Below are 20,071 nucleotides of genomic sequence, written 5' to 3'. Positions count from 1 at the left end.
ATGGTACTGCAGGGGGGACCCTGTGGGAGAGTAGGACGCCGCCGAACAAATATTACGGACTAGCCCCGTGCCCTTGTGGCACGGGGCTTTTCTGCATTCCACAGCCCCTTCCTCCACCCCTGTGCACCGGTGCTCGGGGACTGAGGGTAAGGTCAGGGGGCATCATTGGCACGTTCTTCACAGGAGGCCCCCGGGTGGAGGTCCAGGAGACTCGAGTTCAGACGGACCGAGTACTCACCATCCCCAACATCCTCAGCATGGCTCGCCTCGTCGGCGTACCGCTCTTCCTGTGGCTGATTCTCCGCCCCGTGTTCGGCGGGTCCAACAGCGACGGCTGGGCCCTGCTGGTTCTGATGCTGAGCGGTGTCAGTGACTACCTCGACGGCAAGCTCGCCCGCCGGTGGAATCAGATCAGCAACCTCGGCCGGCTTCTGGACCCGGCCGCCGACCGCCTCTACATTCTTTCGACCCTCGTCGGGCTCACCTGGCGAGAGATCCTGCCACTCTGGCTGACAGCGGCCCTCCTCGCCCGTGAGCTGATGCTCCTCGTGATGGTAGGAATCCTCCGGAGGCACGGCTATCCGCCGCCCCAGGTGAACTTCCTAGGAAAAGCTGCAACATTCAACCTGATGTACGCCTTCCCCTTGTTGCTGCTCAGCGACGGAAGTGGTTGGCTAGCTTCGCTGGGCACCATTTTCGGATGGGCGTTCGCTGGGTGGGGTACAACCCTCTACTGGTGGGCAGGGATCCTCTACGTGGTCCAGGTCCGCCGTCTCGTCAAGGCGGATCAAGTAGCCGATTAGCTCGTTGATGTGGGGCCGCGCAAAGTCGCCGGCCCGCACCGGATGTGCTGTGGTGGTGCCCCGACGGGTGAAGTCGGCTCGACCGTCGTCTCTTCAAGGAGGACGTTTCCGACATGAAGGCCGTCGTGATGGCAGGCGGTGAGGGCACCCGCCTTCGCCCCATGACCTCGAGCATGCCCAAGCCGCTCCTTCCAGTGGCCAATCGGCCGATCATGGAGCATGTGCTGCGGCTACTCAAAAGGCATGGGCTCAACGAGACAGTCGTTACCGTCCAGTTCCTCGCCTCTCTCGTCAAGAATTACTTCGGCGACGGCGAAGAGCTCGGGATGGAGCTCAGCTATGCCAACGAGGAGAAGCCACTCGGTACCGCGGGAAGCGTCAAGAACGCCGAGGAAGCCCTGAAGGACGATACCTTCCTGGTGATTTCCGGCGACGCCCTCACCGACTTCGACCTCACGGATCTCATCGCATTCCACAAGGAGAAGGGCGCACTCGTCACGGTGTGCCTCACCCGAGTCCCGAACCCGCTCGAATTCGGCATCACGATCGTGGACGAAGACGGGAAAGTGGAGCGCTTCCTGGAGAAGCCGACGTGGGGCCAGGTCTTCTCGGACACGGTGAACACGGGCATCTATGTCATGGAGCCCGAGGTCTTCGACTACGTCCAGGCCGACACCTCCGTGGACTGGTCCGGTGATGTGTTCCCCCAGCTCATGAAGGAAGGCAAGCTGATCTGCGGCTACATCGCAGAGGGCTACTGGGAGGACGTCGGCACGCACGAGAGCTATGTGAAGGCCCAGGCCGACGTGCTGGAGCGCAAGGTCGACGTGGAGCTGGACGGCTTCGAGATCTCGCCCGGAGTGTGGGTGGCGGAAGGGGCTGACGTCCATCCCGACGCGGTACTGCGGGGGCCTCTGTACATCGGTGACTACGCCAAGATCGAAGCCGGTGCCGAGATCCGCGAACACACCGTCGTGGGCTCCAACGTCGTCGTGAAAACGGGCGCATTCCTGCACCGCGCGGTCGTGCACGACAACGTGTACATCGGGGAGCACAGCAATCTGCGCGGGTGCGTGATCGGGAAGAACACCGACATCATGCGGGCGTCGCGTATCGAGGACGGCGCCGTGATCGGCGACGAATGTCTGGTCGGCGAAGAGTCGATCATTCAGGGCAATGTCCGCGTCTACCCGTTCAAGACCATCGAGGCCGGTGCCTTCGTCAACACCTCGGTGATCTGGGAGTCGCGCGGGCAGGCGCACCTCTTCGGTGCCCGCGGAGTCTCGGGGATCCTGAACGTCGAGATCACCCCGGAGCTCGCCGTCCGGCTCGCCGGCGCGTACGCCACGACCCTGAAGAAGGGCGCGACCGTCACGACCGCGCGTGACCACTCCCGTGGTGCGCGCGCGCTGAAGAGAGCGGTCATCTCGGCCCTCCAGGCCAGTGCCATCGACGTCCGCGACCTGGAGAACGTCCCGCTGCCCGTCGCCCGGCAGCAGACCGCGCGGGGCAGCGCCGGCGGCATCATGATCCGTACGTCCCCGGGGGTGCCGGACTCGGTCGACATCATGTTCTTCGACGAGCGGGGATCCGACCTCTCCCAGGCACGTCAGAAGAAGCTGGACCGCGTCTACGCCCGTCAGGAATTCCGCCGGGCCTTCCCCGGTGAGATCGGTGACCTTCACTTCCCGTCGAGCGTCTTCGACTCCTACACCGGGTCACTGCTCCGCAACGTCGACACGGGAGGCATCGCCGACGCCGGCCTCAAGGTGGTCGTGGACGCGTCCAACGGCAGCGCGGGTCTTGTTCTGCCGAGCCTGCTCGGACGCCTCGGTGTGGACGCGCTGACGATCAACCCGGGACTCGACGAGTCCCGTCCCACCGAGTCCGTCGAGTCCCGACGGGCCGGTCTTGTGCGGCTGGGCGAGATCGTGTCGTCCGCGCGGGCCGCCTTCGGCGTGCGGTTCGACCCCGTCGGTGAGCGGCTGTCCCTCGTGGACGAGCGGGGCCGCATCATCGAGGACGACCGGGCCCTGCTGGTCATGCTGGACCTCGTGGCCGCCGAGCGCAGGAGCGGACGGGTGGCTCTGCCGGTCACGACCACCCGTGTCGCCGAGCAGGTCGCGGCGTACCACGGTACGCAGGTGGAGTGGACGACCACGTCACCCGACGATCTGACCCGGGTGGGTCGTGAGGACACCACCATCTTCGGCGGCGACGGGCGTGGCGGCTTCATCATCCCGGAGTTCAGCAGCGTCTTCGACGGTGCGGCGGCCTTCGTCCGGCTCATCGGACTTGTGGCCAGGACACAGCTCACCCTGAGCCAGATCGACGCCCGTATCCCTCGTGCGCACGTGCTGCGCCGGGACCTCGCCACCCCGTGGGCGGTCAAGGGGCTCGTCATGCGCCGGGTGGTGGAGGCCGCGGGGGAGCGCAGTGTGGACACCACCGACGGGGTGCGCGTCGTCGAGACCGACGGCCGCTGGGTGATGGTGCTGCCCGACCGTGCGGAAGCGGTCACGCATCTGTGGGCGGAGGGCCCCGACGACGCCTCGGCCCAGGCGCTCCTCGACGAGTGGGCGGCGGTCGTGGACAGCGCGGGCGACTGAGCGGACGACCCCGGTCCGGAAGCCGGATGTCATGGCTTCCGGACCGACGGTGGGGCCATTCGGCGGTAGCAGGCATGACGTGCGACGATGTGCGGCATGTCGCAGCCGCCCCCCGATCGGAGCAGCGCCCCGCCGCGTCCTCGCCCCGACGCGTCCATGTCGCTGCTGACCACGGTGATGGAACACAGCCTCGACGAGGGATACGCCGAGGCATCGGCTCGGCGCAGGTCCGAGGGCCGCGACGGCTTGCCGCGCACACTGAAGGCGAAGCTCGGCCTCGCCGCCGGCCTGGTGCTCGCGGCTCTCGTCGTGACGCTCGGTGCCGCGGAGGCCAGGGTCGCGGCCCCGGTCGTGGCCAAGGAACGCGAAGAGCTCATCGACCGGGTGAACGCCGAGACAGCCACGGCTGACACGCTCGAAGCGGATGTCGAGAAGCTGCGCAAGGACGTCGGCGAGCGGCAGCGCAAGGCACTCCAGAAGCACGGCGGGGACCAGGGTGGTCTGGTGGCGCTGCTGTCCGGGGCCACCGCCGTGGAGGGGCCGGGCATCAAGCTGGTCGTGGACGACGCCGAGGACACCGACCAGGGCGGTGGCGGACCCCGCGAGTCCACCGGTTTCGCCGACACCGGACGTGTACGCGACCGGGACATGCAGCGCGTCGTCAACGGGCTGTGGCAGTCGGGCGCCGAGGCGGTCGCCATCAACGGGCAGCGGCTGACGGCCCTCTCGGCGATCCGGGCAGCCGGCGACGCCATACTGGTCGACAACAGGCCGCTCGTGCCGCCGTACACGGTGCAGGCGGTGGGGGAAGGCAAGAAGCTCGCCACCGCCTTCCGGAACAGTGCGGACGGCCAGTATCTTCAGGCGCTGCACGATGGCTTCGACGTCCGCACCAGCCTCTCCGAACAGGAGAAGGTGCGCCTTCCGGCGGCGCCCAGCCTGATCGTACGTACAGCAGAGCCTCAGGCCGCAGACACGGGCAGTGGTGCGGCAGACACAGGGAAGGGCACATCGTGATCGCCGTACTGGGCCTCGTCGTGGGAGTCGTGGTCGGACTGTTGGTCCGGCCCGAAGTTCCGGCGGTGGTCGAGCCCTACCTGCCGATCGCCGTGGTGGCCGCGCTCGACGCCGTCTTCGGTGGTCTGCGGGCCATGCTCGACGGAATCTTCGTGGACAAGGTCTTCGTGGTGTCGTTCCTGTCGAACGTCGTGGTGGCCGCGCTGATCGTCTTCCTCGGCGACAAACTGGGCGTCGGGGCCCAGCTCTCCACCGGTGTGGTGGTCGTGCTCGGCATCCGGATCTTCTCCAACGCCGCGGCCATCCGCCGGCATGTCTTCCGGGCGTGAGGCCGATGAGCAACGAACAGAACCCGGACGACGAGCAGCGGCCCGACAAGGAACAGTGGCGCGGCGTGAACCACGCCGGGGCGCTCCCGCCCGAGACGCCTGCGTCGGCGCCCGGCCCCGAGCAGTCCCGGCCTGCCCCTTCCGAGGGGGCCTCGGGGCGTCAGCGGCTGCGCGCGGGTCTCTGGCCGCCGAGGGTGAGCAGGGCCCAACTGATCGTGGCGCTCCTGTTGTTCGTCCTCGGTCTCGGCCTGGCCATCCAGGTGAGGTCGAACAGCGACAACAGCGCGCTGCGTGGAGCCCGGCAGGAGGACCTGGTGCGCATCCTCGACGAGCTGGACAACCGCACCCAGCGTCTCGAGGACGAGAAGCAGCGCCTCGACGACCAGCGCACGGAGCTGGAGAACAGCTCGGACCAGGCGGAGGAGGCCCGTAAGCAGACGCTCGAGAAGGAGCGGCAGCTCGGGATCCTCGCGGGCACTGTCGCCGCGCACGGCCCAGGCATCACCCTGACCATCAGCGACCCGGCCGGTTCGGTGGAGCCCGACATGCTCCTGGACACCATCCAGGAGCTGCGCGCGGCGGGCGCCGAGGCCATCGAGATCGATGGTGTACGGGTGGTGGCCAACACCTATTTCTCCGGTGATGCCGGAGACTTGAGGGTCGACGGCCGGAAGGTCGAGGCCCCCTACGAGTTCAAGGTCATCGGCAAGCCGCAGGACCTGGAGCCGGCGCTGAACATCCCTGGAGGTGTGGTGCAGACGCTCGAGAAGGAGCAGGCCACGGCGGAGGTGGTGCGTGCCGACGACATCGTCGTGGACGCCCTGCGGCCGGCGAAGCAGCCTGATCACGCTCGGTCGTCGTCGCGGTGAGGCGGTGTCGCGCCGTGCTCGAAGGACACGGGCACCAGGTTGCGGGGGGTCGGCGCAACGGATCGGTGACGTGTGGTGGAAACTGTCGGGTGGATACGGACGTTGTGAGAATGTCCGGGTCGGCAGGTGTGTTCATTCAGGGTTCGTCCTGCCCCACGGGCGGGTCTATTTCGGTCAAGGGGAAACGCCCGTGAAGTTGTTTGCGAAGTTGTTCGGAAAGAGCGCCCGCGAGGACAGCAACAGCGCTGCCCGCCACCGCGCTCCACGTCAGAGTGCCGAGGAGCAGGGCTCGGAGCGCCCGCTCTTCCGCGACGAGGTCCAGGGCGCCGGCTCCGGCGCGTCGTCCGTTGACCCCGGAGGTGCAGGGCGCATAGGTTCTGGGGAACCATCGACCTCAAGTACGGGTGGAGGGTTCGCCCCCGCTCCGGAGGGCTCGTCCATGCCGGTTTGTACGAGGTGCGGGCATCGCAATGCCGAGGCCAGCCGTTTCTGTTCCAACTGCGGTGCGCCGCTGAGGGGCGGCGTGCCCGAGCGTGCCTCCGAGACGACCTCGACCATCTCGATCTCCGGTATCGAGGCGTACGAGGCCGAGGCGACGGGCCAGACGGCCGTCCCCTCGCTCTCCCCGGAGGCCCAGGCCGCGGTCGACGCCCTGCCTGGAGGCTCAGCGCTGCTCGTGGTGCGCCGAGGCCCGAACTCCGGCAGCCGCTTCCTGCTGGACGGCGACCTGACGACGGCAGGCCGCCACCCGCAGAGCGACATCTTCCTCGACGATGTGACCGTGTCGCGGCGCCATGTGGAGTTCCACAGGGGTGCGGACGGTAGTTTCACCGTGGGCGACGTCGGCAGCCTCAACGGCACCTACGTCAACCGCGAGCGGATCGATTCCGTCGCGCTGACCAACGGCGACGAAGTCCAGATCGGAAAGTACCGGCTGGTCTTCTACGCGAGCCAGCGGGGCGTGTGACTCTCCCCCGGACGGCGTCCGGGGAGACCCCCAGGAAGGTCCATGCTGCGAACACCGACAGGCGGTGCCGGTCACGGCACCGCCGCCGCGGGCAAGCGCGCCATGAGCATCGGTACGGTGCTCACGCAGCTGCGCGACGAATTTCCCGAAGTCACGATCTCCAAGATCCGGTTCCTGGAGACGGAGGGGCTCATCGAGCCCCAGCGAACGCCGTCGGGCTATCGGAAGTTCGGCCCTGCCGACGTCGAGCGGCTGGCGCAGGTGCTGCGCATGCAGCGGGACCACTACCTGCCGCTCAAGGTCATCCGTGAGCACCTGGAGGCCGTGGAACGGGGTGAGCAGGCCGCTCTGCCGGCCGGTGGCGGCCGGAGCGATCCCACCGGTCCTCCCGGGGGCCAGGACCCGGGGCAGGCCACTGCCGGCCGTATCGGACGCGCCGAGCTCCTGGCCGCCACCGGGGCCACCGAGGAGCAGCTCGTCGAGTGGGAGTCGTACGGGCTGATCGTGCCGGCCACCGGCGGGAGCTACGACGCCGAGGCGGTGACCGTGGCGCGGCTGGTGGCGGATCTGGGCAGATTCGGTCTCGAACCTCGGCATCTGCGGGCCGTCAAGGCAGCCGCCGAGCGTGAGGCCGGGCTGGTCGAGCAGGTGGTGGCTCCCCTGCGCCGGCACCGGAATCCGCAGACCAGAGCCCATGCGGAGGCCACGGCGAAGGAGCTCGCGGAGCTTTCCGTCCGGCTCCACGCCGCGCTCGTGCAGACCGCCCTGAAGGCAAGCTTCCTCTGAGGGCGGAGGAGCCCGACTATCCAAACATGGCGGGCACGTCCTAGGGTTGCTGTGTGAACGAGCTCGACGTTGTGGGTGTCCGGGTGGAAATGCCCTCCAACCAACCGATCGTGCTCCTGCGTGAAGTGGGAGGCGACCGGTACCTCCCTATTTGGATCGGCCCTGGGGAAGCGACCGCGATCGCCTTCGCCCAGCAGGGCATGGCTCCGGCCAGGCCGCTGACCCATGATCTCTTCAAGGATGTGCTCGAGGCCGTGGGCCAGGAGCTCACCGAGGTCCGCATCACGGACCTGAGAGAAGGGGTCTTCTACGCGGAGCTCGTCTTTGCCAGCGGGGTCGAGGTGAGCGCGCGTCCCTCCGACGCCATAGCGCTCGCCCTGCGCACCGGCACGCCGATCTACGGCAGTGACGGGGTGCTGGACGACGCGGGCATCGCGATCCCGGACGAGCAGGAGGACGAGGTGGAGAAGTTCCGCGAGTTCCTCGACCAGATCTCGCCGGAGGACTTCGGCACCAACAGTCAGTGACCCCGTCCGCGGTGGTGGTGCCAGCGCATCCGACAAGCCGTTCCCGGTAATCAGTCACGGGAAACCACCCTCAGGGTGGTTATCACTCGGCGTGCCGAGTGTGGCGATCGTTGACGCACCCCTGGTGACTGCCTACCTTCGAGGTGGCAGGTCAAGGACGGAGGTCGGCGTGAGAAGCAGCGGCGACGGTACGGCTGTGGGTGGGCCGTACCGGCAGCACGGCAGTGCGGCCGACCACTCCATCAGACAGCCGGTTCAGCCGGCAGTGGTGGCAGCGGACGGTGCGGCAGTGGCAGGGGACATCGGCTACCGGGGGCCGACAGCGTGCGCGGCGGCCGGGATCACCTACCGACAGCTCGACTACTGGGCGCGTACGGGGCTCGTGGAGCCGAGCGTACGTCCGGCGTACGGGTCGGGGACACAGCGTCTCTACAGTTTCCGGGACGTGGTGCTCCTCAAGATCGTCAAGCGGTTCCTGGACACGGGTGTCGCTCTGCAGAACATCAGGACCACCGTCCAGCACCTCAGGGCCCGCGGATTCACGGATCTTGAGCGGATGACCCTGATGAGTGACGGGGCGACGGTCTACGAGTGCTCATCGCCCGACGAGGTCGTGAATCTCCTTCAGGGCGGCCAGGGCGTCTTCGGTATCGCCGTCGGTGTGGTCTGGCGTGACGTCGACGCGGCGCTGTCCCAGCTCCACGGGGAGCGTGTCGACACGGGGGAGACCCTGATCGGCCACAACCCGGCCGATGAACTGGCGCGGCGCCGCAATCGCGCGGGCTGAGCCACCGGGGCGGCACGGCGCGACGCGTGCGCCGGGTGGGGCGGTTGTCAGTGGCGTAGGGCAGCATCGGTCCATGTGAGAGCCGCGCCCACCATCCTGCATCTGGACATGGATGCCTTCTACGCCTCTGCGGAGCAGGCGGCGAAGCCGAGCCTGCGCGGCAAGCCGGTGGTGGTGGGCGGCCTGGGGACGCGCGGCGTGGTCGCCACCGCGTCGTACGAGGCGCGGCGTTTCGGTGTGCACTCGGCGATGCCGATGGCGCAGGCCAGGCGTCTCGCTCCCAACGCGGCCTATCTGGTTCCGCGTTTCGCGCTCTACCGGACGGTGAGCGACCAGGTGATGGAGCTGCTCGGGCGGCTGTCGCCGCTCGTCGAGCCGCTCAGCCTGGACGAGGCCTTCGTCGACCTGGAGGCCGGCGGGGTCGCCGACGACTCCGCGTCCGCGCGTGCGATCGGCGAGCAGCTGCGCACCGTGATCGGAGCGGTCACCGGACTCAGTGGTTCCGTCGGCCTGGCCGGCTCCAAGATGCTGGCCAAGATCGCCTCGGAGGAGGCGAAGCCCGACGGGCTGCTGCTGATCGAGCCGGGCACCGAGCGGGAGCTCCTGGCGCCCATGTCCGTGCGCATCCTGCCGGGCGTGGGGCCCGCCACCGGTGACCATCTGAGGCGTGCGGGGATGACCCTCGTCAGTCACCTGGCGGAGGCGGGCGAGGCGGAGCTCGTGCGGCTGCTGGGCAAGGCGCACGGCGTCGCGCTCCACCGCATGGCCCTGGGCCACGACGACCGGCCCGTCGTCGCCGAGCGGGACGCCAAGTCCGTGTCGGTCGAGGACACCTTCGACGTGGACCTGCACGACCGTGTGCGCGTCAGGTCGGAGGTGGAGCGGCTCGCGGACCGGTGCGTCCAGCGGCTGCGGGGCGCCGGCCGGTCAGGGCGCACCGTCGTCCTCAAGGTCCGCCGCTACGACTTCTCGACGCTCACCAGATCCGAGACGCTGCGCGGCCCCACAGACGACCCCACGGTGGTCAGGGAGGCCGCTGCGCGGCTTCTGGAGGCCGTGGACACGACCGGCGGCGTCCGGCTGCTCGGAGTCGGTGTCACGGGCCTGGCGGACTTCACACAGGAGGACCTCTTCGCGCAGGCCGCCGACGCGCAGCACGCCGCCGAGGAGTCCGCCGCGGCCGCGGCCCCGGAGCCGGACGAGCGGGAGCCGGCAGGGGAGCGTGCGGGGGAGGGGGCGGCGGCCGGGGCGGACGCGGGCGAGAGCGAGGAGCCCCTGGCCTCGCGGCGCTGGCCGGCCGGTCACGACGTACGGCACGAGGAGCACGGCCACGGCTGGGTGCAGGGCAGTGGCGTCGGCCGGGTCACCGTGCGCTTCGAGGAGCCGTGGTCGCCGCCCGGCCGGGTGCGCACGTTCAGGATCGACGATCCGCGGCTGCGGCCGGCCGAACCGCTGCGCCTGGTGCGTGACCCGGTGGACTACTCCTCGTGGCCGGCGAGCTTGCCGAAATCCCTGTCGGGGCCGGGGACGTCGGAGGAGGAGACGTCCAGACCGTAGTGACGGTAGAGCTGGAGTTCCTGCTCGGGTGAGAGATGGCGGCCCACACCGAAGTCGGGAGCGTCCTTGATCAGGGCCCGTTCGAAGGGGATCACGAGAGTGCCGTCGACGAATTCGCTCGGCTCCAGGGGGACGAACGCGTCCCGGGTGAAGAGCCCGGTGCGTACGGCGGCCCACTCGGGGACCCCGGTGGCGTCGTCGAGATAGACCTCGTCCACCGTTCCGATCTTGGCACCTTGCCGGTCGAAGGCCTTGCGGCCGATCAGGCTGCGTGGATCGATGTCCGTCTGCACGGTGCCTCCCACTGGTCACGGCTGCATCAGGTGGTCGCGGCTGCTCCACAGGCACTACGAAAGGACAGATCCGGGCAGTCGGCCACTCGAGACGGCCCGCCCCTACCCCGCTGGTAGGCTGGAAGACGGCTGCTGACCCTGTGCGGGAGAGTCCTCCGGAGCGATCCGGAGGCGCCGAAGGAGCAACTCCTCCCCGGAATCTCTCAGGCCCCCGTACCGCACGGACGAGGTCACTCTGGAAAGCAGGGCGGGACCGTGCGGCACGTGCCGCGCCGGGCACCGTCCTCACCGACGGTGAAAGCCGGTATGCCCCAGGGCGTGCTGGTGAAGCTCTCAGGTCGAGATGACAGAGGGGGAGGCCGTTCGGGCAGCCACGCCGTGGCTCCCCTCGCAGGTCGTCACAGACCAGGAGGCCTCCATCATGACCCCCCGTCGCACTCCGCTCTCCCAGCTGGAGCAGGGCATTCCGTTCGAGCAGCGCCACATCGGGCCCGATGCCGGGGCGCAGGCGAAGATGCTCGCCCAGGTCGGTTACGGCTCCCTCGACGAGCTCACCGCCGCCGCTGTGCCCGACGTGATCAGGAGTGCCGAGGCGCTGGACCTCCCCCAGGCGCGCACCGAGGCCGAGGTCCTGGCCGAGCTGCGCACCCTCGCCGACCGTAACCAGGTGCTCGCACCGATGATCGGGCTCGGCTACTACGGCACGTTCACCCCGCCGGTCATCCTGCGCAACGTCATGGAGAACCCCGCCTGGTACACGGCCTACACGCCCTACCAGCCGGAGATCTCGCAGGGGCGGCTCGAGGCTCTCCTGAACTTCCAGACCATGGTCGCCGACCTCACCGGCCTGCCGACCTCGGGCGCCTCGCTGCTCGACGAAGGCACGGCCGCCGCCGAGGCCATGGCGCTGGCGCGGCGGGTCGGCAAGGTCAAGGGCGGTGTCTTCCTGGTCGACGCCGACACCCTGCCGCAGACCATCGCGGTCATCGAGACCCGCGCCGAGCCCACCGGTGTCGAGGTCGTCGTCACCGATCTCTCCGAGGGCATCCCGGCCGAGGTCGCCGAGCGCGGTGTCTTCGGTGTGCTCCTCCAGTACCCCGGAGCCTCCGGCGCCGTACGCGACGTCAAGCCCGTCATCGACCAGGCGCACGAACTGGGCGCGGTCGTCTCCGTCGCCGCCGACCTGCTGGCCCTGACGCTACTCACCTCGCCCGGAGAGCTGGGCGCGGACGTCGCCGTGGGCACCACCCAGCGCTTCGGTGTCCCGATGGGCTTCGGCGGACCGCACGCAGGCTTCATGGCCGTGCGCGAGAAGTTCGCCCGCAGCCTGCCCGGCCGCCTCGTCGGTGTCTCCGTCGACGCGGACGGCAACAAGGCCTACCGGCTGGCGCTGCAGACCCGCGAGCAGCACATCCGCCGCGAGAAGGCCACCAGCAACATCTGCACCGCCCAGGTGCTGCTCGCCGTCATGGCGGGCATGTACGCCGTGTACCACGGGCCCGACGGGCTGCGGACCATCGCCCGGCGCACCCACAGGTTCGCCGCCATCCTGGCCCAGGGCCTGCGGGCCGCGGGCAGCGAGGTCGTGCACGAGGCGTACTTCGACACCCTCACCGTCCGTGTGCCGGGCACCGCGGCCGATGTGGTCGCCGACGCGCGTGAGCGCGGGGTGAACCTCCGGCTCGTCGACGCCGACCATGTCTCCGTCGCCTGCGACGAGACCACCACCCGCAGCCGGATCGAGGCCGTCTGGGCGGCCTTCGGGGCCGGCGGTGACATCGAGACGCTGGACGCCGAGGCGGCCGACGCGCTGCCCGACGGGCTCCTGCGCGGCGACGAGGTCCTCACCCACCCGGTCTTCCACCAGCACCGCTCCGAGACGGCGATGCTGCGCTACCTGCGCAAGCTCGCCGACCGCGACTACGCGCTGGACCGCGGCATGATCCCGCTCGGCTCCTGCACGATGAAGCTCAACGCGACCGCCGAGATGGAGTCGATCACCTGGCCCGAATTCGGTGCGCTGCACCCCTTCGCGCCCGCCGAGCAGGCCGAGGGCTTCCTCACCCTCATCAGGGAGCTGGAGGAGCGTCTCGCCGAGGTCACCGGTTACGACGCCGTGTCCATCCAGCCGAACGCGGGCTCGCAGGGCGAATTCGCCGGCCTGCTTGCGGTGCGCGCGTACCACCGGGCCAACGGCGACGACCGGCGCACCGTCTGTCTGATCCCGTCATCCGCGCACGGCACCAACGCCGCGAGCGCCGTCATGGCCGGCATGAAGGTCGTCGTGGTGAAGACCGCCGACGACGGCGAGGTCGACGTGCGGGACCTCAGGGCCAAGATCGCGGCCCATCGCGAAGAGCTCGCCGTCCTCATGATCACCTACCCCTCCACGCACGGAGTCTTCGAGGAGCACGTCGCCGAGATCTGCGGGGAGGTGCACGATGCCGGCGGCCAGGTGTACGTGGACGGCGCCAACCTCAACGCGCTGGTCGGTCTCGCCAAGCCGGGCCACTTCGGCGGCGACGTCTCCCACCTGAACCTGCACAAGACCTTCTGTATCCCGCACGGCGGCGGCGGCCCGGGTGTCGGCCCCGTCGGTGTGCGCGCCCACCTGGCGCCGTATCTCCCCAACCATCCGCTCCAGCCCGCCGCGGGTCCGGAGACCGGTGTCGGCCCGATCTCGGCCGCCCCGTGGGGCTCGGCCGGCATCCTGCCGATCTCGTGGGCCTACGTGCGCCTCATGGGGGGCGAGGGCCTGAAGCGTGCGACGCAGGTCGCCGTGCTCGCGGCCAACTACATCGCCAAGCGTCTCGAACCGCACTTCCCGGTCCTCTACAACGGCCCGGCCGGTCTGGTCGCGCACGAGTGCATCGTCGACCTGCGACCGGTCTCCAAGGCGACCGGCGTCACCATCGATGACATCGCCAAGCGGCTGATCGACTACGGCTTCCACTCGCCGACCATGTCCTTCCCGGTCGCCGGGACGCTGATGATCGAGCCGACCGAGAGTGAGGACCTCGCCGAGCTGGACCGCTTCTGCGACACGATGATCGCCATCCGCGGCGAGATCGACAAGGTCGCCTCCGGTAAGTGGAGCGCGGACGACAACCCCCTGCGCAACGCCCCGCACACGGCTGCGGCGCTCGGTGGCGGGTGGACCCACGCCTACACCCGTGAAGAGGCGGTCTTCCCGGCCGGTGTGACCCCCTCGGACAAGTACTGGCCGCCGGTGCGCCGGATCGACGGCGCCTTCGGTGACCGCAACCTGGTGTGCTCCTGCCCGCCGCTGGACGAGTACGACCAGTAGGCACCGCGGACACGCGTCGGGGCCGGTGCGGAGACTTCTCCGGGCCGGCCCCTCGTGTTCGGTTCGCCTTGCTGTCCGCGGTGCTGTCCGCCGTGCTCAGGCGGCTTTCACCACCTTGCCGCTCCTCAGCGAGCGGTGCGGGGCGACGATCTGCCCGTCCGGGAGCAGCTCACCGGTGTCCTCGAAGAGCAGGACGCCGTTGCACAGCAGGCTCCAGCCCTGTTCCGGGTGGTGGGCCATCAGGCGGGCGGCTTCCCGGTCGTTGGAGTCAGCGGTCGGGCAGGGTGGCTGGTGCTGGCACATGGGTGGGTTCTTTCGCTGCGTCGGTTCGCGTGTCCTGCGCTCGGGCGACGCGTTCAGTGGCCGCCGCCCTGCCAGGTCGGTCCGGTCCCAGTGTTGCCCTACGGACCTGACTCCGCAGGGATTTCGCGGCAGCGGCTGTTCTCCGTCCGAGACGCATCACCCGGCCGGACGGTTCGGTTCAACTGTGCTGTCCGTTCGGATGATTCGGGGTGACCGGACCGGACTAGTCCGGACGGGTAGCTGCGCGCCCCCGCCGGGCGGGCCGGCAGGGGCGCGTGGGGCATGAGGGTCAGGCGGGCGAGCCGAGGAGGCCCGGGAGGTCCGGGAGAGGTGCTGGGGTGACACGCAGAGTCATCACCGGGAGCAGGTCCGCGACCGGGTGCGGGCGGTGTGCCGTGATGCCCGGGGGAGCGGGTGCCAGGGGCACCAGTACGTCGGTCGGTGCGAGTGTGCCGCCGCCCGCGTCCGCGTCGACGTCGTGGTGCAGCCACAGCGTGAGCATGTACAGCTCGGGCACCGACAGCAGACGCGGCTGGTAGTGCGTCGCCGTCGACTCCGCCTGGCGTACGGCGAGTTCGGTGGAGGCGATGTAGGGGCCCTCGAAGAAGTGCGAGAAGGTCCAGCCGTCGGCGGTGAGCATGGTGTCCGCCGCGGCGACGGCGCGCTCACCGCTGCGGACGAGGAAGCGCCAGCCGGCGAGGCGGGTGCGCGGTGCGGCGTCGTTCGGCACGATCCGGTCCAGTACGTGGACGGGAAGCGGGAGTTCGGGGCTCAGCGATCCCTGGACGGACCGGAGAGCGGGCGTGTGGGCCTCGCGGACTGCGGTGGGAGAACCGAGTGCCGCGAGAACGCTGCGCAGTGCGGGCGCTGGGGCCGGGGAAACATGCAGCGGCATAGTGGGTCGCCTCTCACTTCGGAGACACGGTGATGCGTGGGCGGGTGCAGACGGCGCTGTCGGCGTGCGGGGCCAGAGGAAGGCCGGTGACGGGACGGCCGGGCCGGTGCGTCAACTCCGTCAGATCTCTGCCTCGTTCGCAGAGTTTATACGACAAATGTTCACACGGTGTTTCGGCTACCCGTCCCCCATATTGCCCGCAAGAGAGATTTCGGCCTTTGAATTGTGTGGTTCATGTGGGTTCGATCCGCTCTCGACCCTCATCCCCAGGCACTTCTCCGACCCGGCGGTAGGCTGAAACTCGTCGGTGTTTCCACCGTGCAACTCGATCAGGCACACTGCATATGCCCCATGCCTTCGGAATGTGCCTCCGGCTTCGGTCACCAGACTACTGGGTGTGCGGGGCCGCCGGGGGCGTTACGGATCATCTCGTCGGGGCATTATCGATCGTGATACGAGCGGCCTGTGCCGCGGGCCGCCCACTCGAGGAGGGACCCTTCGATGGGCGAGAAGGTCGTGGCGGGCGCTTTTGCCGCCTCCGATCGGCAGGCGTACCGCGAGAAGCTCACCCAGTGCCTGGCCGGGCTGGAGAGGCTCCTGTCGGAGCAGAGGTTCGACCGGCCCAGGAATCTCATGGGGCTGGAGATCGAGCTGAATCTCGCGGGACCGGACGGCATGCCGAGGATGCGAAATGCGGAGGTGCTCCAGCGCATCGCGAGCCGGGATTTTCAGACGGAACTCGGGATGTTCAACCTGGAGGTGAATATTCTTCCCCACCGGCTGAGCGGCCGGGTATTCGATCAGCTCGCGGAGGAGTTGCGTACGGGGCTCGCATATGCTCACCGGAAGGCCGCCGAGGTGGACGCGGGGATCGTGATGATCGGCATCCTGCCGACCCTCGGCAGCGACGACGTGGTTTCGGCGAACCTGTCGGACGGCGATCGTTACACGCTGCTCAACGAGCAAATGGCGGCCGCCCGCGGCGAGGAATTCGTCCTCGACATCGAGGGCGTGGAGCGACTGGTGTCGACCTCCGCCTCGATCGCCCCCGAATCGGCGTGCACCTCGGTGCAGTTGCACCTGCAGGTGACACCGGACCGCTTCTCGGACGTCTGGAACGCGGCCCAGGCCATCGCTTCCGTACAGATCGCCCTCGGAGCCAACTCTCCCTTCCTCTTCGGCAAGGAGCTGTGGCGCGAGTCGAGGCCGCCGCTGTTCCAGCAGGCCACGGACGTGCGACCGCCCGAACTCAGAAATCAGGGGGTGCGGCCCAGGACGTGGTTCGGGGAGCGCTGGATCGGTTCGGCGTACGAGCTCTTCGAGGAGAACGTGCGCTACTTCCCGCCCCTGCTGCCGATCTGCGACGAGGAGGACCCCCTGCGGGTCCTCGACGAGGGCGGTGTCCCGAGCCTGGCCGAACTCTCCCTGCACAACGGCACGGTCTACCGCTGGAACCGGCCGGTGTACGGGCTCGCCGACGGTGTCGCCCATCTGAGGGTGGAGAACCGCGTACTGCCCGCCGGCCCCACGGTCGTCGACGTGATCGCCAATGCCGCCTTCTACTACGGTCTTGTGCGCGCGCTCGCCGACGAGTCCCGGCCGGTGTGGAGCAGGCTCCCCTTCGAGGCGGCGGCCGCCAACTTCGACGCCGCGTGCCGCCACGGGATCGACGCCGAGCTGCTGTGGCCGCGTCCCGGCCGCTCCGGCGGCGTGGCGAAGGTGCCCGCGACCAAGCTCGTACGGGACGAACTGCTGCCGCTCGCGGCCGCCGGGCTTGATGCCTGGAACATCGAACCCTCGGACCGTGACCTCTACCTCGGCGTCATCGAGGAGCGCTGCCGGCTCCGGGTGAACGGTGCCTCCTGGCAGGTCGACACCTATCACCGCGCCCTGGAGGCGGGCCTCGGACGGGAGGCCGCCCTGGCGGCCACCACCCGGCGCTACGGCGAGCTGATGCAGGCGGGGGAGCCGGTGCACACCTGGCCCGTCGGTTTCCCCGCGCCCTGAGCGGGACGCGGGCCGGTGTCCCGCCGCCCAGGCCCGGTCGGGCAAGCTATGACGACGTACGGACGCATGGCTGACGGCAGGGGTACAGGTGGAGGCGGGGCGCGTGGCTGAATCCATTCCTCACGAGGGGGTGTCCCGGCGGATCCTCCGCTCGGAGACGCTGCTCGTGCTGGCTCTCTCACTCGGGGCCAGTGGGGTGTCCGCCCTGATCAGTTTCATCGGGTCGCTGACGAAACCCGGGGGACTCAAGGATCAGGCGGCCACGCTCAACGGCTCCTACGCCATAGGGCGGCCGTGGCTTGACCTCGCCTGGCAGCTGTTCGGCATCGCCACCGCCCTGGTGCCGGTCGCGCTGGTGGCACACCTGCTCATCCGGGAAAGGGCCGGTCTGTGGGCCCTCGGCCTCGACCGCACCAGGCCCTGGCCCGACCTGGGCCGGGGCACCCTGGTCGCGGCGGGGATCGGCAGCGTGGGGCTGGCCTTCTATCTGGTGGCGCGGACCGCGGGATTCAACCTGACGGTGGTCCCGGAGTCACTGCCCGACGTCTGGTGGAAATTCCCCGTACTGATCCTCTCCGCGGTGCAGAACTCCGTCGTGGAGGAGGTCATCGTCGTCGGCTACCTGCTGCGACGGCTGGGGCAGCTGGGGTGGACGCCGATGGCCGCCCTGGTGGCGAGCTCCGTGCTGCGCGGCTCCTACCACCTGTACCAGGGCATCGGCGGCTTCATCGGAAACCTGGCCATGGGTGTCGTCTTCGTCCTGCTGTACAGGCGCTGGGGGCGGGTCGGACCGCTGGTCGTGGCGCACGCGCTGATCGACATCGGGGCCTTCGTCGGATACGCGCTGCTCGCCGGGAAGGTGGACTGGCTGCCCACCCCATGACGGGGCGGGCAGCTCCCGCGGTCCTCAGAGTCCGCCGAGCAGCTCCCCCTCGATCACCGTGACGGCGCTGCCGGTGAGCAGCGTGCGTGCGCCGCGCAGCGAGGTGCGGACCAGGCCCGAGCGCGCGGAGGCCTGGAGACCGACGAGGTCGTCGCGGCCGAAGCGGGCCGACCAGAAGGGCGCCAGAGCGGTGTGGGCACTGCCGGTCACCGGGTCCTCGTCGATGCCGACCCCGGGGAAGAAGCCGCGCGAGACGAAGTCGTACCCGCTCGCGGGATCCGCGGCTGCCGCCGTGGCGATGACGCCTCGCCGGGAGCAGGAGGCGAGCGCGGGGAAGTCCGGCCTCAGCGCCCGTACGGCCGCCTCGTCGGCCAGCTCCACCAGGAGGTCGCCGACGCGCTCCCCTGTGTCGTGGATGGAGCGGACGGAGCCGGCGGAGCTGCCGGACCGCTCGGAGACGCCGGAGACGCCGGACAGGCCGAGGGCGTCCGTCAGCCCGGTCGGCGGGTCCACCGCTGTCAGCGGCGCCGTGGGGAAGTCCAGCGTCAGGGAGCCGTCCTGGTGCGCGGTGGTGCGCAGGACGCCGGAGCGGGTGGCGTAGCGCACGGTGCCGCTCGCCATGTCGGACGTGTGCAGGACATGGGCGGCGGCGAGCGTCGCGTGCCCGCAGAGATCGACCTCGGTGGTGGGGGTGAACCAGCGCAGCGCCCAGTCCGCCTCCCCTCCCGGCGGTAGCGGGTGGGCGAAGGCCGTCTCCGAGAGGTTGACCTCGCGCGCCACGCGCTGAAGGCGGTCCGGCTCGGGGAAGCCCCCGGAGCCGAGGAACACGACTCCGGCGGGGTTGCCGGCGAAGCGCCGGTCGGTGAACGCGTCGACGATGCGGATCTTCATGCAGCCGACCGTAGGCGGGGCGGCTCCCCACGGTCCAAGGCCAATCACGGATCCGCGGCCCGGGGGCGGGTCGTTCGGTCAGCCGTCCACTTCGCCGCGCCCCGTCGCCGGGCCTTCAGTCCCACCGGACCTCGTCGGCGCGGTGAACGTCAGGTCGTTGCCGATCAGGTCGCAGCTGGCCGCCCATAGGCGTGCCGCGGTCGTGGTGTCGGTGAGGTGGTTCCAGAGAGGTTCGATTTCGGGCTTGCCGCGCAGCCCGAACTGCCGGGGGCTCCACATCTGGCCGCCGCGGACGCCCGGGTCGAGCACGGCCCGAACAGCGGGCCACGCGGCAGCGTCCTTGCCCTGGACGAGAAGGCCGAGCGGCAAATGGCGCAGCCGCTCGCCGGCGGTCCGGACATGGAAGGGCGGGCGCGAAGGCGTGAGGGAGTCGAGCGCGCCGCCGGGATGCACGACCAAACTCAGTGTCGTGCTGCCGGCCGAACGCAGGCGGCGGTCGAGTTCGAGAGCGAAGAGCATCTGGGCCAACTTCGACCGGGCGTAGGCGCGCTTGGGCCGGTAGTCGTGCGCGCTCTGGAGATCGTTGAGGTCAAGGCGTTCGGATTTGGCGGCGAAGCTGCCGGTGGTGATGATCCGGCTCCCCGGGGTTGCGGTGAGCAGGGGCGTCAGGTGGTGGGTCAGCGCGAAGTGCCCCAGATGGTTGGTTGCGAGCATCAGCTCGTGGCCTTCCGTGGTTTCGCGGCGCGGCGGATGGTCGAGCGCGACGCCGGCGTTGTGGACGACGGCGTCGAGACGATCCAGCCCGAGCGCGTCCACGGATGCCTTGAGCGAGGCGAGATCGGCCAGGTCCAGGGGCAGGTGCTTCACTCTGGCACCGGAGACGCGCGAGCGGATGGAAGCGATCGCGTCTGCGGCTTTCGCCCTGTCGCGGCTACCGAGAACGACCATGGCCCCGGTGCCGGCGAGCTGCTCGGCGACGAAGTACCCGATGCCCGCGTTGCCGCCGGTGACCAGATAGCTCCTTCCCTCGGAGCGGGGCAGCCGGTGGACGTCCCACTGAGGGACCTGGGGTACGGAGGGCATGGCGTGCTCCCGGAGGCTCGGTGTGGTCTGGAGGCGGGCAGGACCGCACATGCGCAGTCGGCCAGGCCCAGTTCCCACCGTCCCTGACGCCACCGACATCTCGCAGACAGGCCGCGGTCCCCACCGACAGCCGACCGACATTGCGCCGGCAGTGGCGC

At 69.6% G+C, this 20,071-nt stretch carries 18 protein-coding genes and 1 riboswitch; of the genes, 13 read left to right on the top strand and 5 right to left on the bottom strand.

Translation table 11 applies throughout. From position 1 onward, the window contains the following. The first annotated feature begins 194 nt into the window (after positions 1 to 194). The 10 genes from AB0C75_RS18225 to AB0C75_RS18180 all read left to right on the top strand — a co-directional run bounded on the left by AB0C75_RS18225 (position 195) and on the right by AB0C75_RS18180 (position 10,251). Entirely contained in the window at positions 195 to 803 is a 609-nt protein-coding gene (locus tag AB0C75_RS18225; protein ID WP_362891890.1) for a CDP-alcohol phosphatidyltransferase family protein, read from the top strand. 113 nt (positions 804 to 916) lie between these two features. Next, a complete protein-coding gene (locus AB0C75_RS18220) occupies positions 917 to 3,412 on the top strand; it encodes a mannose-1-phosphate guanyltransferase (RefSeq protein ID WP_362891888.1) in 2,496 nt (831 codons plus the stop codon). Positions 3,413 to 3,508: 96 nt separating this feature from the next. Continuing rightward, on the top strand, positions 3,509 to 4,429 hold the full coding sequence (locus AB0C75_RS18215) for a DUF881 domain-containing protein (protein WP_362891886.1): 921 nt from the start codon (positions 3,509 to 3,511) through the stop codon (positions 4,427 to 4,429). Continuing rightward, positions 4,426 to 4,758 (top strand): small basic family protein, encoded by a 333-nt coding sequence (locus AB0C75_RS18210; RefSeq protein WP_003970459.1) that lies wholly within the window; start codon positions 4,426 to 4,428, stop codon positions 4,756 to 4,758. Before AB0C75_RS18215 ends, AB0C75_RS18210 begins: the two co-directional genes overlap by 4 nt. Positions 4,759 to 4,763: 5 nt before the next feature. Next, positions 4,764 to 5,627 (top strand): DUF881 domain-containing protein, encoded by an 864-nt coding sequence (locus AB0C75_RS18205; RefSeq protein ID WP_362891884.1) that lies wholly within the window; start codon positions 4,764 to 4,766, stop codon positions 5,625 to 5,627. A gap of 190 nt (positions 5,628 to 5,817) precedes the next feature. Then, positions 5,818 to 6,594, top strand: coding sequence for an FHA domain-containing protein (locus AB0C75_RS18200; RefSeq protein WP_362891882.1), 777 nt, complete (start codon positions 5,818 to 5,820; stop codon positions 6,592 to 6,594). A gap of 42 nt (positions 6,595 to 6,636) precedes the next feature. Then, positions 6,637 to 7,380: a MerR family transcriptional regulator gene (locus tag AB0C75_RS18195; protein ID WP_362891880.1), complete on the top strand. Its 744-nt coding sequence runs from the start codon at positions 6,637 to 6,639 to the stop codon at positions 7,378 to 7,380. A gap of 53 nt (positions 7,381 to 7,433) precedes the next feature. Then, positions 7,434 to 7,907 (top strand): bifunctional nuclease family protein, encoded by a 474-nt coding sequence (locus AB0C75_RS18190; RefSeq protein ID WP_006123076.1) that lies wholly within the window; start codon positions 7,434 to 7,436, stop codon positions 7,905 to 7,907. A gap of 169 nt (positions 7,908 to 8,076) precedes the next feature. Continuing rightward, positions 8,077 to 8,694, top strand: coding sequence for a MerR family transcriptional regulator (locus tag AB0C75_RS18185; RefSeq protein ID WP_362891878.1), 618 nt, complete (start codon positions 8,077 to 8,079; stop codon positions 8,692 to 8,694). Positions 8,695 to 8,769: 75 nt separating this feature from the next. Continuing rightward, positions 8,770 to 10,251 carry a DNA polymerase IV gene (locus tag AB0C75_RS18180; RefSeq protein WP_362891876.1) on the top strand — a complete coding sequence of 494 codons (1,482 nt, stop codon included), beginning with the start codon at positions 8,770 to 8,772 and terminating at the stop codon, positions 10,249 to 10,251. Here AB0C75_RS18180 and AB0C75_RS18175 read toward each other — a convergent pair. Then, positions 10,173 to 10,544 carry a PRC-barrel domain-containing protein gene (locus tag AB0C75_RS18175; protein ID WP_362891875.1) on the bottom strand — a complete coding sequence of 124 codons (372 nt, stop codon included), beginning with the start codon at positions 10,542 to 10,544 and terminating at the stop codon, positions 10,173 to 10,175. The two genes, AB0C75_RS18180 and AB0C75_RS18175, sit on opposite strands and share 79 nt — an antisense overlap. Positions 10,545 to 10,677: 133 nt before the next feature. Next, positions 10,678 to 10,773, top strand: a riboswitch (glycine riboswitch). Between the two features lie 192 nt (positions 10,774 to 10,965). On the opposite strand from AB0C75_RS18175, the gene gcvP reads away from it, so the two are divergent. Further along, the gene (gene gcvP, locus AB0C75_RS18170) at positions 10,966 to 13,851 is read left to right on the top strand and encodes an aminomethyl-transferring glycine dehydrogenase (protein ID WP_362891873.1); all 2,886 of its coding nucleotides are present in this window, start codon (positions 10,966 to 10,968) and stop codon (positions 13,849 to 13,851) included. Between the two features lie 96 nt (positions 13,852 to 13,947). Here the strand turns inward: gcvP and AB0C75_RS18165 are convergent, their stop codons facing one another. Together AB0C75_RS18165 and AB0C75_RS18160 are read right to left on the bottom strand one after the other, a co-directional pair. Then, the gene (locus AB0C75_RS18165; RefSeq protein WP_362891871.1) at positions 13,948 to 14,154 is read right to left on the bottom strand and encodes a DUF5999 family protein; all 207 of its coding nucleotides are present in this window, start codon (positions 14,152 to 14,154) and stop codon (positions 13,948 to 13,950) included. A gap of 289 nt (positions 14,155 to 14,443) precedes the next feature. Beyond that, complete coding sequence (locus AB0C75_RS18160; RefSeq protein WP_362891869.1) at positions 14,444 to 15,049, bottom strand: hypothetical protein; 606 nt, start codon at positions 15,047 to 15,049, stop codon at positions 14,444 to 14,446. Positions 15,050 to 15,550: 501 nt separating this feature from the next. On the opposite strand from AB0C75_RS18160, the gene AB0C75_RS18155 reads away from it, so the two are divergent. Next, a complete protein-coding gene (locus AB0C75_RS18155) occupies positions 15,551 to 17,056 on the top strand; it encodes a glutamate-cysteine ligase family protein (protein ID WP_362891867.1) in 1,506 nt (501 codons plus the stop codon). A 103-nt stretch (positions 17,057 to 17,159) separates the two neighbouring features. Next, positions 17,160 to 17,939 carry a type II CAAX endopeptidase family protein gene (locus AB0C75_RS18150; protein ID WP_362891865.1) on the top strand — a complete coding sequence of 260 codons (780 nt, stop codon included), beginning with the start codon at positions 17,160 to 17,162 and terminating at the stop codon, positions 17,937 to 17,939. 24 nt (positions 17,940 to 17,963) lie between these two features. Here AB0C75_RS18150 and AB0C75_RS18145 read toward each other — a convergent pair whose 3' ends face one another. Both AB0C75_RS18145 and AB0C75_RS18140 read right to left on the bottom strand, forming a co-directional pair. Continuing rightward, on the bottom strand, positions 17,964 to 18,830 hold the full coding sequence (locus AB0C75_RS18145; protein ID WP_362891863.1) for a PhzF family phenazine biosynthesis protein: 867 nt from the start codon (positions 18,828 to 18,830) through the stop codon (positions 17,964 to 17,966). 78 nt (positions 18,831 to 18,908) lie between these two features. After that, complete coding sequence (locus tag AB0C75_RS18140) at positions 18,909 to 19,913, bottom strand: SDR family NAD(P)-dependent oxidoreductase (RefSeq protein ID WP_362891861.1); 1,005 nt, start codon at positions 19,911 to 19,913, stop codon at positions 18,909 to 18,911. Positions 19,914 to 20,071: the final 158 nt, after the last annotated feature.

Source organism: Streptomyces sp. NPDC048565 (assembly GCF_040650935.1).
Lineage (GTDB): Bacteria > Actinomycetota > Actinomycetes > Streptomycetales > Streptomycetaceae > Streptomyces.
This window is presented reverse-complemented; position numbering and strand designations above follow the sequence as displayed.